This is a genomic window from Thermococcus sp. (assembly GCF_026991495.1).
Classification (GTDB): Archaea; Methanobacteriota_B; Thermococci; order Thermococcales; family Thermococcaceae; genus Thermococcus.
This window is the reverse complement of the sequence record NZ_JALXBJ010000040.1, coordinates 1-15,328: the sequence shown is the minus strand read 5'-3', so window position 1 is coordinate 15,328 and position 15,328 is coordinate 1. Positions and strand designations below refer to the sequence as shown.

Genomic DNA, 15,328 nt, shown 5'->3' with positions numbered 1-15,328 from the left:
CCCACCGTAAGTTACTTACCGGGGGGTAAGTTATAAGGGTTTCGTGAGATAAAGGGCAGTAAAAGGCTCAGCCAGGGGAAGGAAAAAGGGACAAGAGAGCCTTCAAAGCCCCAGCATCTCCTTCGCGGCCTCAACCCCCAAATCGAAGGCCTTCATGTTTACCTCTATCGTCTTCGGCGGAACGCTTACCTTAATAACTTCCCTGACGTGCTCGGCTGAGAGCGGGAAGCCCGGCGTCTGGGTTAGAGCCCCGATGAGGACGACGTTGGTAGTAACGATGTTCCCCGCCTTGAGGGCTAACTCTTCAGCGTCGAAGGCCATGAACTTGCCCCCGAAGTCCTCCTCGATGATCTTCCTCATCTCCTCCAGCGTCGGGTAGGTAGCGAGTCCCATTGAGACCTGAACAGGCGGAATCGGGCGGGCGTTCGTGAAGACAAGACCGCCTTTCTTAAGGTAGTTGATGTAGCGTAAAGCCTCGACAGGTTCAAAGGAGAGTACAACGTCGGCCTTTCCCTCGGGAACCATCGCTCCGTAAACGTCCTCGCCAAAGCGGACGTAGGCGATAACGCTCCCAAAGCGCTGGCTCATGCCGTGGACTTCTCCAACGCGGACTTTATAGCCTGCCCTCAAAGCCGCCCAGCCGAGCAGGTTGGCCGCAGTGAGAATTCCCTGACCGCCTACTCCGGTGATAACGATGTTATACTCTCTCATCTCACTCACCCTCCTCCATGGGCTCAAAAGCGTCAAACGGACACACCTGAGCACAGCCGCCGCAGCCCCAGCACATCGTCGGGTCTATCTTGGCCTTCTTTGTCTCGGCGTCCCAGTATATTGCCGGACAGCCGTAGGCGTTGATACAGATCTTACAGCCGGTACACTTGTCCTCGATGACGTGGTAGATAGGCCACTTCTCTCCTTTCCTTCTCATCTGGCCTATCCTGTAGAGTGCACAGGGCTGCCTTGAAACGACGACGCTTACGCCTTCAACGGCCAGAGCTTCTTTGATTGCCCTCTCAGTTGCCTTTATGTCGTACGGATCAACGACCTTGACGAAGTCAGCTCCCATCGCCTTCGCGACTTCCTCAATGAGTATCCTCTTGCCCGGTCCGTGAGGTGTATCGCCGGTTCCGGGGTTCGGCTGGTCGCCCGTCATCGCTGTAACGAGGTTGTCGAGGACGACTATGACCACGTTGGAGCGGTTGTAGATGGCATTTGCCAAAGCCGGCAGACCGGTGTGGAAGAAGGTCGAGTCTCCTATGGTAGCAACGATTATCTTCTTCTCCTTGCCGGTCTTTCTCTCCTCCTCGCCTGGAACGCCGTTCAAAGCGACGTCGAGGCCGTGAGCCATTCCTATCGAGCCGCCCATCGCTATTGTGGTGTCAACTGTCTTGAGCGGTGGCAGAACGCCGAGGGTGTAGCAGCCTATGTCGCTCGGGAATATGGCCCTTGGCGATGCGGCGCGCCTAATCGCGTAGAATGTGTTCCTGTGTGGGCACGCTGGACAGAGGCTCGGTGGCCTTGGCGGGACTATCTTTGAGACCTTCTCGTACTTTCTGTCTATCTCCTCGAAGTTTATCGGAGTTTCCAGTCCGAGGAACTTTGCTACGGTCTCCACAGCCCTCCTCGTCGTCATCTCATAGACCCTTGGCACGATGTCCTTCCCGTGGATTGGGATTCTCAGGCCTTTGTCGTAGGCCCAGACCTTCACCTGCTCCTCAACGACCGGCTCAAGCTCCTCAACTATGAGAACCCTCTCAAGCCCATCGAAGAACTTCTCAAGCAGGCCGTAGGGAACCGGGTAAGGCGTTCCGAGCTTGAGCAACTTGACGTTCTCGACGCCGAGCCATGCTAAAGCCTCCTTCACGTAGGCGTAGCTGAGGCCCGGAGCGATTATACCGACCTTTGCGTTCTCATCGCCTTCAATCCAGTTGAATGGGCTCTCGTTGAACTCCTCGCGGAACTTCTCGATAGTTTCGAGCAGCCAGGGGTGCTTCTTCCTCTGGAAGGCGGGTATGTCAACGTACCTCTCCGGGTTCTTCTTGAAGTTCCCGAACTTTCTCTTTGCGTTCTTTATCTCCTCGGGCAGTTCTCCAAGAACGACGTCGCCACGCATGTGGGAGCTCCTCGTCGTCGTTCTGAGTATCACCATCTGGCCGTACTTCTCGCTCACCTCAAAGGCGTACTTCACCATGTCCTTCGCTTCCTGAACGCTCGAAGGCTCTAAGACGGGAACCCCGGTGTTCTTGGCTATCGCCCTCGTGTCCTGCTCGTTCTGACTGCTCCACATGCTCGGGTCATCGGCGACCATAACTATCAGCCCGCCGTCAACGCCCATGTAGCTTGCCGTCATGAAGCTGTCCATGGCGACGTTTAGGCCAACGTGCTTCATTGCCGTCATTGCTCTAACGCCACTCCAGGCCGCCGCCAAAGCTGTCTCAAATGCCACCTTCTCGTTGGTGGAGTACTCCATATAAACGCCCGCCTTCTTTGCAACTGCCGCCATCGTGTCAGTAAGCTCTGAGCTGGGCGTTCCGGGATACGCTGCAAAAACCGCTATGTTGCCTTCGAGCGCTCCCCTTGCTATCGCGTGGTTTCCGAGGAGGAGAACCCTCTCCCCGGGCCTGTCCCACAACACTACCTCTGTAACCTTCGCCATCTAAACGGCACCTCCAACTCATCTAATTTCCGCCAAAACTAAGTGTGAATCCTCCTTAACTTCACCTACCAGAGCCTTCATTCTCCCGTAGAGGTCGTCTATAGTAACGGGATTGGTGGGGGTCTTGGGAACTTTTCTTTCACGGGAATCCGCTTTGACCTCCATCACTCACTCCTCCCCAAAACGCCGGCGTTCTTCGCCTGCTGGGCGAGGGCGTAGGCACCGGCTGCCACATCCTCCGGCCTCTCATAGCTTGGGATTCCGTTCTTCTCAAGCAGTTCTTTGGCCTTCTCGCTCACGTAGCCCGCCATGAAGAGTGCTAAAACAGGCTTTCCGTTGTTTACCTCCTTAACTGCCCGGATGACTCCCTCAGCGTGCTCCGTCGGTGTCATTCCAGCGAAGGTTGGAACGACGCATATCGCTATGAGCATGTCAACGTTCTTATCTTGCAGAAGGGCCTTGGTTGCCCTGTAGTAGTCTTCTCCCCGAGCGGAGGCTATCATGTCAACCGGGTTCTTTACTGCCGCCATCGGCGGAAGGAAGGAGCGTAGCTCCTCTATCGTCTTTTCCTCAAGGTTCGCCAGCTTCAGCCCGCGCTTGTCTATCTCATCCGCCGTTAAAACTCCCGGACCGCCTGCGTTCGTCATTATCGCGACGCGCTTTCCTCTGGGCAGTGGCTGTGTGAAGGCCCTCGCCATGCTGAGCATATCGTCTATGGTCTCGGCTATGAGGACACCGCCCTGCTTGAAAGCAGCTTCATAAATCTTCCAGCTTCCTGCTAAAGAACCCGTGTGACTCGATGCAGCTCTTGCTCCGCTCTCGCTCCTCCCGGCTTTTAGCGCTATGACTGGCTTCTTCTTTGTAACCCTTTTCGCCACCTCAATGAACTTCCTGCCATCCTTAACCCCCTCGATGTAGAGGGCAATCGCCTTGTCCTCCTCGGTGTCCGCTAAATACTCCATTAGCTCCGCGAAGTCGAGGTCGGCCATGTTCCCAACGCTTACGAACTTGGAGAAGCCTATTCCTTCTTTCACAGTTTTGTAGACTATTCCCGCTCCCAAAGCTCCGCTCTGGCTGACGAAGGCTATATCTCCCTTCCTTGCGTCCATTATGAAGGTCGCGTTCACCTCGTTGTGGGTGTTCATAACGCCGACGCAGTTCGGGCCGATGAGCCTCATGCCGTACCGGTGGGCAATCTCCACCAGTTCGCGCTCCTCCTTCTTGCCCTCCTCGCCCGTCTCGCCAAAACCTGCCGTTATGATTACCGCTCCTTTAACGCCTTTCTTCCCACAGTCAATAAGCGTCTGCTTCACGAATCTTTTGGGAACAACTATTATCGCGAGGTCAACTTCACCGGGGATTTCCTTGACGTTCTTGTAGGCCCTAACGCCCTGAACGACCTCGTCCTTAACGTTTACCGGATAAACCTTCCCGTCTCTGTATTTCTTGAGGTTCTTGAAGACTTCATAGCCGAGCTTTAAGGGGTCGTTCGATGCGCCGATGACAGCTATGCCCCTTGGCCTGAAGAAGTAGTCGAGTGTCATGAACCTCACCGTTAAAATCTCCGTGGAATCGTATATAAGCTTTCCCAAAACGGACATCGGAGATAGTTGGGACATCATTGAGCTTAACAAGTGCATCAGTGGGCTTTTCTGGGCCATCGAAAGCTTTAAGTAAGCTTGGGTTATTTTAAGTTGGAGGTGGTGGAGATGGTGAAGGTGCGCTTTTTAGGACACGCAGCTTTTTACATCGAGGGGAGCAAGAAGATCCTGATAGACCCGTTCCTCAGCGGCAACCCGCAGGCGGCCGCCAAGCCGGATGAGCTTGAGGCAGACCTGATTTTAGTTACCCACGCCCACGGCGACCACATAGGCGATTCCATAGAGATCGCCAGGAGAACCGGTGCAAAGATAGTGGCAATGTACGACGTTGCCAACTACATCAGCGGGCAGGCCAACGGGCAGGTTGAGACAATAGGGATGAACTACGGGCCGACTGAGATTGACGGCATTGGAATAGTCCAGGTTCCGGCCTGGCACTCAAGCAGTGACGGAGTTCACAGCATAGGCAACGCCTCGGGCTTCATAGTCAAGCTCGACGGGAAGACGATCTATCACGCCGGAGACACCTTCGTGTTCCTCGACATGGGTCTCTTCAGCGAGCTCTACGGGCCGATTGACGTTGCCCTTCTCCCGATAGGCGGGCACTTCACGATGGGGCCGAGGGAAGCGGCAAAGGCTGTCGAACTGCTGAAGCCGAAGAAGGTCGTGCCGATGCACTACAACACCTGGCCGCCGATAGCTCAGGACCCGGAGGAGTTCAAGAGGCTCGTTGGCGATAAAGCCGAAGTTGTCATCCTCAAACCTGGAGAGGAGCTTGAGGTTTGATGTCTTTTCTGTTTTTTGAATCTGAGGATTACAGAAGAACCCAAAGACGCTAAAGTTCTTCATTAATCGGGTGAAGGTTCTTGGACATTTCTAGAATCTCTCTAAACCCCACACGCTTGGATTTAATACACGCTTCGAGTTCTCTCTTAAGCTGGTCTATCATTAAATCTTTCAGCCGTATTTCCCTTTTGAGAGAAAATATCTGCCTCCCCAAGTAGAACATATTCATCCAGCAGTTTGTATCCATTTTAAATAACTCCTTCTTTCGGATGAACCGTCTAAACCCCCTGGACTGGAATTTTTTCTCTGACTCACCCCCATAAAGGTCCCATAGGATCATTGCCAATTCAATGTTTCCTTTTTCCAAGGCAGTCACCACTTTAAGTTTCATCATACCAACCCTCATCTTCTCCAAGATTTCTTCGATGTCCTCGGAAACAGTGGAAAATAGAAGGGAATGTTTTTCTTCGTTCTTCACAAGTTTTCTCAGATAACTCCACCCCTGATTGTTTATGCTGTACATATATTTATAGCCACAGTTGTATCTCTTTCCCTTCTTGCTTTCACACTCCCTCGGAACCTTCCGGCGCCTGAGGAAGCCCATCATATATAACCTGCGGAGATCGTTGGATATCAGCTTTGGCGTTATCCTCTCAAGGAGCCTTGACCTAACCTCTGGATCATCGACTTGCTGGAAAAAATGTTGCAAGTCTTCCGCAACAGTTCGAGAATCGAATTCATTCTCACCGTACAGCTTGGCGAGAAGCTTAAGTAACTTCCTGAAATCCAGTAGTGCATTTCCCATAAAATCATCACCTAATTAGATGTCAAACTTGCTAATTTAAAAACCTAGCTCAAAAGAGAACATGAAGTCACGTGAAAAACTCACGTGTGCTTCAAAAGGTTTGAAAAACAAATCAAAACAAGAAACATTAAACAGGCCTAAGCTGAGTAAAATAATGAACAACCAAAAGGCACCTTACCAAAATTCTAATAAACGTTCTCCCTATCTCCTCCGGGGAGAGAATGAGTTTAAAGCAGAGGCTCATAACCAACGCAAGCTGGCTTTTGGTGGGTCAGAGCCTTTACAAGCTCATCTCCTACCTCATAATTCTTATCATAAGCAGGACGGTTGGAGATACCGGTCTCGGTCAGTACTCCTTCATCATCTCCTTCCCGGGCTACGTCTTCATAACTGCCCTCTTCCCCAACAGGAAAGAACTCGACAACCTCGAACGCCTGGCCTTAAGCTTTGGCCTGAGCATAGCGATCGTCCCCCTGATCGGCCTCGCCCTCAACTACACCCCCTGGGGGATAAGGCTGACCCCGATACTCGTCAGCCTGACGGTCTTCAACATCACCTTCTCGGTGGTCGGGATCTACAGGAGGGAGCGGGCCTTCGACCCGTGGATTCCGCGGGTGGAAATGGGGGACGTCAAGAGGTGGCTGGAGTGGGAGGAATCGAGCGGGCTCGACAAGGCCCTGACGGTTGTCCTGATAGTAGCCATCCTGACTTCCATCGGAACCCTCGGCTACGTCATAACCCACCCGAAGCCCGGGGAGAAGTTCACCGAGTTCTACATCCTCGGACCGGGGGGAAAGGCGGCCGGCTACCCAACCGACCTCAGGGTTGGCCAGAACGGGACGGTGGTCATAGGCATAGCCAACCACGAGGGCAGGAACATCACCTACTACGTCCAGATCTGGCTGGTGAACCTCACATGGGACAACAGGACTAACATGACGCTGATACACGAGATGTACCCGATGCCCGGCTGGTTCAACGTCACGCTTCCACCCGTCCCTGTGAACATCGGAGGAAACTGGACGCCGGAGTTCGAGAGGAACTACACCTTCAGCATCGGGAAACCCGGGGACTGGCAGGTCTGGTTCCTCCTCTTCAAGGACGGGCAGCCGGGGCTGCCTCCGAAGCCCGCGAACGGGGACTACGCGGGAACAGCCGCCGAGAGGCTCATCCTTGGGGCCGTCAACGGAACCGTCCAGAGTTTAAAGCTCAACGTGCACGTGAGACCTTAGGGGGTGGAATGATGAAGCTCGGCATCATCCTCGACATGGACGGAGTGCTCTACCGGGGTGAGGAGCCCATCAAGGGGGCCAGGGAAGCAGTAGGATTCCTGAAGGGGAGGGGGATCCCCTTCGTCCTGCTGACCAACAACTCCACGAAGACCCCGGGGAGCTACCGCGAGAAGCTTCTCAGGATGGGCATAGAAGTTTCTGAGGAGAGGATCGTCACCTCAGGCCTCGCGACGAGGCTCTACATGGAGGAACACTTCAAACCGGGAAAAGCCTTCGTCATCGGGGGAGAAGGCCTTCTGGAGGAGATGAAGTGCCTCGGCTGGGGCGTTGTGGACGTTGAAGGGGCTAAAAAGGGCGGATGGAGAGATGTCGAATACGTCGTCGTCGGCCTCGACCCCGATTTAACCTACGAGAAGCTCAAGTACGGGACGCTGGCGGTAAGAAAAGGGGCCCGGTTTATAGGCACCAACCCGGACACGACCTACCCGGCTGAGGAGGGCCTCTACCCGGGCGCGGGCGCGATAATAGCCGCGCTGAAGGCATCAACCGGTGCGGAGCCCCTCATAATAGGCAAGCCCAACGAACCGGCTTACGATGTTGCCAGGGAGAAGCTCGATGGGGTTGAAGAAATCTGGATGGTCGGCGACAGGCTGGACACCGATATCGCCTTCGCAAAGCGCTTTGGAATGAAGGCGGTAATGGTCCTCACCGGTGTGAGCAGCCTTGAAGATGTCGAAGGGAGCGGAATAAGGCCCGACCTCGTGCTGACTGGAATAGGGGAGCTCCCAGGGTACATTGAGGCGGAGCTGGGTGAAGAAGGATGAGATTGGGGCGGCTTTTGGAGAGGGTGATCTGGCAGGAGAACGAGCTCTACAACCTCCACAAGCTCGGTGAGACCTTCGCAACCTTCGAGAGGCCAGAACTCGTCGAGACCTTCAAGCTGATGGCGGAGGAGGAGCTGAGGCACAGGAAGACGATGGAAGACCTCCTGTCCAACGAGAGCCTGGAGAAAGCCGGTGTCGGAGCCTACACCGATGTCCTCTCCCTGGAGCCGATGCTCGCCGATGAAAGGGCTGAACCAGCGAGCCTGAGGGAGCTCGTCGTAGAGGCAATAGTGAGGGAAAAGCACGCCTACGAGATGTACACAAAGCTCTCCGAGGTAACAGGGGGCTCCCTCTCCCAGATCTTCAGGATGATGGCCGGGGAGGAGCTCAAGCACGCCTACAGGCTGAGGCTTATCTACGAGGGCCTCGAATTAGATGGATAAATTATCCCATATTTTCCCCAGGAAGCTGAGACCATAGGCAGCAAATCTTCTAAAAAGTTGTCACTGTGGCAGTTGGGGAGGGGGCAAGGTATATTTACCTTTTAGACGAACCGCCCTGTGCTGTTGATTCTACCAATAACAGGGGAAAAGGGTAACTACAAGTCAGGGGTGTTTATATGCCAGTTGAAAAAGTGATGAAAAGGGATGGTAGAATCGTACCATTCGATAAAGACCGTATAAAGTGGGCTATCCAGAGGGCAATGCTCGAAGTCGGCGTCAGGGACGAGAGGCTCCTGAACAGGGTCGTGAAGAGGGTCGTGAAGAGGATAAACGAGCTCTACGAAGGGGAAACACCGCACATAGAGAACATCCAGGACATAGTCGAGCTTGAGCTGATGCGCGCCGGCCTCTTCAACGTTGCCAAGGCCTACATCCTCTACCGTAAGAAGAAGGCCGAGATACGCGAGGAAAAGAAGAAGATACTCAACAAGGACAAGCTCGATGAAATAGACAAGCGCTTCTCGACGAACGCCCTCCGCGTCTTAGCGAGCAGATACCTCATGAAGAACGAGAAAGGGGAGATAATAGAGAGCCCCAGACAGTTATACGAGCGCGTCTCAACGCTGGCCGTGATCCCCGACGTTCTCTACGATGAGAGGGTTTTCGACAAGAACGGGGGGCACGAGACCGATTTGGGAGCCCTCGAAAAGTACATGGAGAACCTCGACGAATACGATGGGAAGCTCTCGATAGGGCGCTTCAAGCTCAACAAGTGGCACTTCGAGAGGCTCCTCAACCTCTACCGCGAGCTCGCTGAAAAGGGCCAGATGAAGGTTTCAATTGACGAAATCGTTAAGATGCTTGAGAGCGGGGCCTTTGATAAATACGAGGACGAGATAGAGGAGTACTTCAGGCTAATGACGGGCCAGATTTTCATGCCCAACACGCCGGCCCTCATAAACTCAGGAAGGCCCCTCGGCATGCTCTCAGCGTGCTTCGTTGTCCCGATAGAGGACGACATGGAGAGCATAATGAAAGCCGCGCACGATGTGGCAGTTATACAAAAGATGGGCGGGGGCACCGGAATCAATTTCTCCAAACTCCGCCCTGAGGGGGACATGGTCGGAACAACGACCGGAGCGGCGAGCGGCCCGGTCTCGTTCATGCACCTCATAGATGCAGTCAGCGACGTCATAAAGCAGGGCGGTGTGAGGCGCGGAGCGAACATGGGCATCTTAGAGGTCTGGCACCCGGACGTTGAGAAGTTCATCCACGCCAAGGAGAAGAACATTGGAACGAACGTTTTAGCGAACTTCAACATAAGCGTCGGCCTCTGGGAGGACTACTGGGAGGCTCTAAAGGAGGGCAAGCGCTACCCGCTGGTGAACCCGAGAACGGGCGAGAAGGTCAAGGACATAGACCCCAAGAGCCTCTTTGAAGAGTTAGCTTACATGGCCTGGGCCAAGGCCGATCCAGGTGTGGTGTTCTTTGATGTGATAAACAGAAGGAACGTCTTGGAGCCTGCGAAGGGCGAGAAGATAAGGGCAACTAACCCATGTGTTGTTGGGAACACGAGGGTTCTGACGCCGGAAGGTTACTTGAAGGCGGAGGAACTCTTCAGTCTCTCAAAGGAGAGAGGCAAAAAGGAGGCAGTTGCAGTTGAAGGGATAGCTGAGGGTGGAGAACCCTACGCCTACTCGGTCGAGATTCTTCTGCCGGGCAGAGAGGAAGTCAAATATGAAACCATCCACGGAAAAACCCTTGCCGTTGCTGATCCGGTTGCAGTCCCCGCCTACGTATGGAAGGTCGGAAGGAAGAAGGTCGCAAGGATCAAGACGAAGGAGGGCTACGAGATCACCGCGACCCTCGACCATAGGCTCATGACCCCCAAGGGCTGGAGAGAGGTCGGTGAGCTCAAAAAAGGAGACAGAATCCTCCTACCGCGCTTTGAAGTGGAGGACGAATTCGGAAGCGAGAGCATAGGGGAGGACTTGGCATTCGTCCTCGGCTGGTTCATCGGAGACGGCTACCTCAACGTGAACGACAGGAGGGCCTGGTTTTACTTCAACGTCGAGAAGGAAGAAGAAACCGCCTGGAAGATCAGGGGGATACTCGCAAAGCATTTCAGGATCAAGGCGGAACCCCACCGCTACGGCAACCAGATAAAGCTCGGCGTCCGCGGGGAGGTGTACAGATGGCTTGAGAGCCTCGTAAAGGGCAACGAGAAGAGGGTTCCAGAGATAGTTTACAGACTCAAACCGAAGGAGATAGCGGCTTTCCTGAGGGGCCTCTTCAGCGCCGACGGCTACGTGGACAACGACATAGCGGTAAGACTCACCTCAAAGGACAGGAACCTCCTAAGGGAGGTTCAGGACCTGCTCTTGCTCTTTGGAATCCTCTCCAAAATCTACGAGAGGCCCTATGAGAGAGAGTTCCACTACACCACAAAGGACGGCGAGGAGAGGACTTACAGGGCCGAGGGCTACTACGAGCTCGTCATAGCGAACTACAGCAGGAAGCTCTTCGCGGAGAGGATAGGCTTCGAAGGTTACAAGACGGAGAAGCTCAGCCTCAAGAAGACGAAGATTGACGAACCGGTCGTCACGGTTGAGAGCGTCGAAGTCCTCGGAGAGGAAATCGTCTACGACTTCACGGTGCCTGAGCACCACTCCTACATAAGCAACGGCTTCATGAGCCACAACTGTGGAGAAGAGCCCCTCTACGACCATGAATCCTGCAATTTAGCCAGCATAAACCTCGCCAAGTTCGTAAAGTATGACGACGAAGGGAAGCCCTACTTCGACTGGGACGAGTACGCCTACGTGATCCGGAAGGTCGCGAAGTACCTCGACAACGCAATAGATGTCAACAAGTTCCCGCTCCCTGAGATAGACCGCAACACGAAGCTCACAAGGAGGATAGGCGTTGGGATGATGGGCTTAGCGGATGCGCTCTTCAAGCTCGGCATTCCATACAACAGCGAAGAGGGATTCGCCTTCATGAGGAAGGCAACGGAGTACCTAACTTTCTACGCCTACCGGCAGAGTGTCGAGACGGCCAAAGTGAGGGGAAGCTTCCCGCTCTACGAGAGGACGAAATACCCTGAGGGAGACCTCCCCATAGAGGGCTTCTACCACCGTGAGATATGGAACCTTCCCTGGGACGATCTCGTGGAGGACATCAGGAAACACGGCGTCAGGAACGCCATGGTCACGACCTGCCCGCCGACGGGGAGCGTCTCGATGATATCAGATACGTCCAGCGGAATAGAGCCGATATTCGCCCTCGTCTACAAGAAGAGCGTGACCGTTGGCGAGTTCTACTACGTGGACCCGGTTTTCGAAGCCGAGCTGAAGAAGCGCGGACTCTACAGTGACGAGCTCCTCAAGAAGATAAGCGACAACTACGGCTCAATACAGGGCCTTGAGGAGATCCCGGAGGAGATGCAGCGCGTTTTCGTAACCTCCCTGGACATCCACTGGCTCGACCATATATTAGCCCAGGCAAACATCCAGCTCTGGCTCACTGATTCTGCGAGCAAGACGATAAACATGCCCAACGACGCCACCGTTGAGGACGTAAAAGCCGCTTACATCTTGGCCTACAAACTCGGATGCAAGGGAGTCACCGTCTACCGCGACGGCTCTCTCTCGGTCCAGGTCTACAGCGTTGAAGGTGAGAAGAAGCAGCGCGTCAAGGCGAAGCCGAGCGAGTACGCGGTTGAGAAGCTGAAGGCCGTGGTCGAGGCCGAGCCCTGGCTTTCAAGATTCATCAACGTTGAGGCCATAATCAACGGGACGAACGGGAAGAAGGAACCTCAGCCCGGCTTGACCTTCTCGGTCTCCCACGTCTCCGCTCCAAAACCGCCCCATGAACATCCACACCACGCCGAGAAGCCGGAGATCCCGGAGGAGAAGATACAGGAGCTGCTCGGTGTTGCCTACTGTCCGGTCTGCTACGAGAAGGACGGCGTCTTAGTTGAGCTCAGGATGGAGAGCGGCTGCGCCACCTGCCCGCGCTGCGGCTGGAGCAAGTGCGTCATAAGCTGAGTTCACCTTTTCTCCCCTTCCCATTTTCCGGACTGGGTTGACAGCTTCCTGTTAAGATAGCCTTTTTAACCTCAATATTTCAACGTCCATTATCCAAAGGAAAGCCTTAGGTGGGGTCGGGATGGCTCCCGCCATTCGGGGGTGAGGAGATGGACAAGGTTTACCTCACGTGGTGGCAGGTTGATAGGGCAGTTTTTGCCTTAGCGGACGAGCTGAGGAAGGGCTTCACCCCGGACGTCATTGTAGGCATAGCCCGGGGGGGCCTGATCCCAGCGGTCAGGCTCAGTCACATCCTCGGCGACGTCGAGGTCAAGGTCATAGACGTCAAGTTCTACAAGGACATAAACGAGAGGATGGAGAGGCCGGTCATAACGATCCCCCTTCACGGCTCGCTGGAAGGGAAGAAAGTTGTAATAGTGGACGACGTCAGCGACACCGGAAAGACGCTTGAGGTCGTCATCGAGGAGGTCAAGAAGGCCGGGGCGAGCGAGGTCAAGGTTGCCTGCCTCAGCATGAAGCCCTGGACGAAGGTCGTTCCCGACTTCTACGTCTTCAGGACCGACAAGTGGATCGTCTTCCCCTGGGAGGAGTTCCCGGTTGTCGTGAGGGGGTGAGCTCTTTTTACCCCTTGCTCTTTCTTTGCATCACCATGCAACTCTTTTACTCAGGCTTCTTTTGGTTTGTTCTAAGAGAAAAATGAAACTCGGAATGAATTTATACCCGAAAAAAAGGAAGAGCTTTTACGTATAGTAAAAAGAAAAACTTATAAGATGAAGTTGGTCAAAATATAATGCAAAAACTTTCGGAGGTGAGCTTGGTGCGATGGAAGCTACTCGTAGGAGTCTTATTAACAGCTTCCATCTTCCTAACTATAATAGCAAGTGCCACACCAATTGGTAAGATTGATGTAAAAGTTTCCACACCGCAGGGTTTACAGGGAGCCAAAGTGTACTACGACATATGGACATTCACCAAGAATGGAAGCATTGTAGTCATAAAGAGGGGCACGCTCGGTGGTCACCTCTTCTTTAAAAACAGTATTTATCTGTCTAAAGGTGAACTTCAGAAGATTAAAAATAGTGCGGAGACCATTGGCTCAAAAACCTCCTTCATAGGGGTGGATCTGTGGATAGAAAAGGATGGTAAAGTGTACAGTTTGATTGATGGGGTTGATAAGCCCCTGAGTGCCTTAAGTGGATGGGGATTTGAGAAGAGCATAGAACTCACGCTAAACTTAAAAGATGCTTCCGCAGTACCCATCCCTCATGCGAGGATAAAAACTCTATCAAAAGGAATCACACCAGAGAGCCCAACAAAGCACTGGTATGAATGGAGAACAATAAGGGAGCAGAGGTTCCAAAACGTCAAGATACCTATTCTCATCATCCACAACAACGTTTGGAGTGACATCTTTGGCACGGCAGATATTGGGATAACTGCCCTGAAGTACTGGGGGCCGGACGTTACAGTGGCATTTGGAGACATGATATCGGAGAAGGTTAAGTTTGATCCGAGCTCCATAAAAGTTAAAGTCCTTGAAAGGTCGATAACAGACTACTACGCTGGAGGGGACGACATTACAGTGCCCAAAGAATACCGGTGGGGCTATGTGTGGATTAAAGGGACCGTTCACTACATCTACCAGAAAGAGTACTTCTGCTACAAAAGCGCTTATCACCCACAGCCAACGTGCCTATTTACCGGAAATGAAAGATACTTTGCAAAGATAGACAGCTTCACCATAGACAGGGTCAGTGGGAATGTCAAACACATAACGAGCGGTTCAACACTCGGGAAGCCACCATACAACTTTCCAAGCAGCTGGATGGAGAGATCAAGTGGAATTAATGGAACCCTCAACAGACCGATTTATGTTGCGGACTTCTATGGAGAAATCTATACGGGAAGTAACGGTTGCAGTTTCTGTGTGGGCGTACCCGTTGGGGCAATCTTAGATGCTCTGGCAGATGGCAGTCTTCCACCATGGTTTGCAACGGTAACGGTCGGCTTCAGTGTCAGCGATTACTCCAGCTACGTCATGCTTGGCCACGTAAAAAACAAAGGGCCTTCCAGCACCGTAACTTTCCACGCGATGGAGAGCAAGTATAAGGTCGAGATTCCAGTGAAACACTGGTTCTGGACATCGCACGAGGATGTGAACGTTCCAATCGGTCTTTACGTGGAAGCCGACTACAGTTGAACTGCTTTTTATTTCCAAAACCCCTTTAACCCCCTTCCCCAACTTTTCCCGGTGGTGCTATGAGGGCGTTCATAGCTATAGATGTCAGCGAAGAAGTTAGGGACAACCTCCTCAAAGCGCAGGAGAGAATAGGGACTAAATCAGCGAAGATAAAGTTCGTTGAAAGGGAGAACCTCCACGTAACGCTGAAGTTCCTCGGGGAGATAGACGAAGCTTTAGCTGAAGAGGTCAAGAAATCCCTGGCGGAGATAGCAAAGAAGTACAAGAAGCACCGCGTTCGCGTTAAGGGAATAGGCGTCTTCCCGAATCCAAACTACGTCCGCGTCATCTGGGCCGGAATAGAGAACGACGAAGGGATAAAGGCGATTGCCCAGGATGTGGAGAGGGAGATGAGGAGACTCGGCTTCAAGAAGGACAAGGACTTCGTGGCGCACATCACCATTGGCCGCGTTAAGTTCGTCAGGGATAAGACCAAGCTCGCGATGGCCCTTAAAGACCTCGCCAACGAGGACTTCGGGGAGTTCGAGGTTAACGCGATAGAGCTGAAGAAGAGCACGCTGACGCCGAAGGGGCCGATTTACGAGACGGTGGCGAGGTTCGAGCTGGCCGAATGAAGCTGGGGGAGCTACAGATCTTGACCAATCCTTTTCATCCTGTTATACACCCATACAACTTTTTTACTTGGCCTTCTTTTGATCGGTTCTAAGTGGAAAACCCACGTTAGAATGAATT

13 protein-coding genes are annotated in these 15,328 nt (G+C 53.3%); 8 read left to right on the top strand and 5 right to left on the bottom strand.

What is annotated here, in order from left to right; all coding sequences use genetic code 11:
- Positions 1-102 precede the first annotated feature (102 nt).
- From MVB78_RS05180 to MVB78_RS05165, 4 genes are read right to left on the bottom strand one after another with little or no spacing between them, the layout of a single operon-like run.
- Positions 103-711 (bottom strand): indolepyruvate oxidoreductase subunit beta, encoded by a 609-nt coding sequence (locus MVB78_RS05180; protein ID WP_297488774.1) that lies wholly within the window; start codon positions 709-711, stop codon positions 103-105.
- A 1-nt stretch (position 712) separates the two neighbouring features.
- Complete coding sequence (gene iorA, locus MVB78_RS05175; RefSeq protein WP_297488771.1) at positions 713-2,656, bottom strand: indolepyruvate ferredoxin oxidoreductase subunit alpha; 1,944 nt, start codon at positions 2,654-2,656, stop codon at positions 713-715.
- A gap of 18 nt (positions 2,657-2,674) precedes the next feature.
- Entirely contained in the window at positions 2,675-2,821 is a 147-nt protein-coding gene (locus MVB78_RS05170; RefSeq protein ID WP_297488768.1) for a hypothetical protein, read from the bottom strand.
- Positions 2,821-4,200, bottom strand: coding sequence for a CoA-binding protein (locus MVB78_RS05165; protein ID WP_297488895.1), 1,380 nt, complete (start codon positions 4,198-4,200; stop codon positions 2,821-2,823). The genes MVB78_RS05170 and MVB78_RS05165 overlap by 1 nt, the downstream gene beginning before the upstream one ends.
- A 165-nt stretch (positions 4,201-4,365) precedes the next feature.
- Here MVB78_RS05165 and MVB78_RS05160 point away from each other — a divergent pair, with 165 nt between their 5' ends.
- Positions 4,366-5,043 (top strand): metal-dependent hydrolase, encoded by a 678-nt coding sequence (locus MVB78_RS05160; RefSeq protein WP_297488892.1) that lies wholly within the window; start codon positions 4,366-4,368, stop codon positions 5,041-5,043.
- A gap of 49 nt (positions 5,044-5,092) precedes the next feature.
- Here MVB78_RS05160 and MVB78_RS05155 read toward each other — a convergent pair whose 3' ends face one another.
- Positions 5,093-5,848, bottom strand: coding sequence for a hypothetical protein (locus tag MVB78_RS05155; protein WP_297488766.1), 756 nt, complete (start codon positions 5,846-5,848; stop codon positions 5,093-5,095).
- A 221-nt stretch (positions 5,849-6,069) separates the two neighbouring features.
- On the opposite strand from MVB78_RS05155, the gene MVB78_RS05150 reads away from it, so the two are divergent.
- The 7 genes from MVB78_RS05150 to thpR all read left to right on the top strand — a co-directional run bounded on the left by MVB78_RS05150 (position 6,070) and on the right by thpR (position 15,210).
- Positions 6,070-7,080 carry a DUF1616 domain-containing protein gene (locus MVB78_RS05150; protein WP_297488763.1) on the top strand — a complete coding sequence of 337 codons (1,011 nt, stop codon included), beginning with the start codon at positions 6,070-6,072 and terminating at the stop codon, positions 7,078-7,080.
- An 8-nt stretch (positions 7,081-7,088) separates the two neighbouring features.
- A complete protein-coding gene (locus MVB78_RS05145; RefSeq protein ID WP_297488760.1) occupies positions 7,089-7,904 on the top strand; it encodes an HAD-IIA family hydrolase in 816 nt (271 codons plus the stop codon).
- Complete coding sequence (locus MVB78_RS05140; RefSeq protein ID WP_297488758.1) at positions 7,901-8,347, top strand: ferritin family protein; 447 nt, start codon at positions 7,901-7,903, stop codon at positions 8,345-8,347. The genes MVB78_RS05145 and MVB78_RS05140 overlap by 4 nt, the downstream gene beginning before the upstream one ends.
- Before the next feature lie 176 nt (positions 8,348-8,523).
- Positions 8,524-12,396 (top strand): adenosylcobalamin-dependent ribonucleoside-diphosphate reductase, encoded by a 3,873-nt coding sequence (locus tag MVB78_RS05135; RefSeq protein WP_297488755.1) that lies wholly within the window; start codon positions 8,524-8,526, stop codon positions 12,394-12,396.
- Between the two features lie 149 nt (positions 12,397-12,545).
- The gene (locus MVB78_RS05130) at positions 12,546-13,010 is read left to right on the top strand and encodes a phosphoribosyltransferase (RefSeq protein WP_297488753.1); all 465 of its coding nucleotides are present in this window, start codon (positions 12,546-12,548) and stop codon (positions 13,008-13,010) included.
- A 203-nt stretch (positions 13,011-13,213) separates the two neighbouring features.
- Entirely contained in the window at positions 13,214-14,596 is a 1,383-nt protein-coding gene (locus MVB78_RS05125) for a hypothetical protein (protein ID WP_297488750.1), read from the top strand.
- 59 nt (positions 14,597-14,655) lie between these two features.
- Entirely contained in the window at positions 14,656-15,210 is a 555-nt protein-coding gene (thpR, locus tag MVB78_RS05120) for an RNA 2',3'-cyclic phosphodiesterase (protein WP_297488748.1), read from the top strand.
- Positions 15,211-15,328 lie beyond the last annotated feature (118 nt).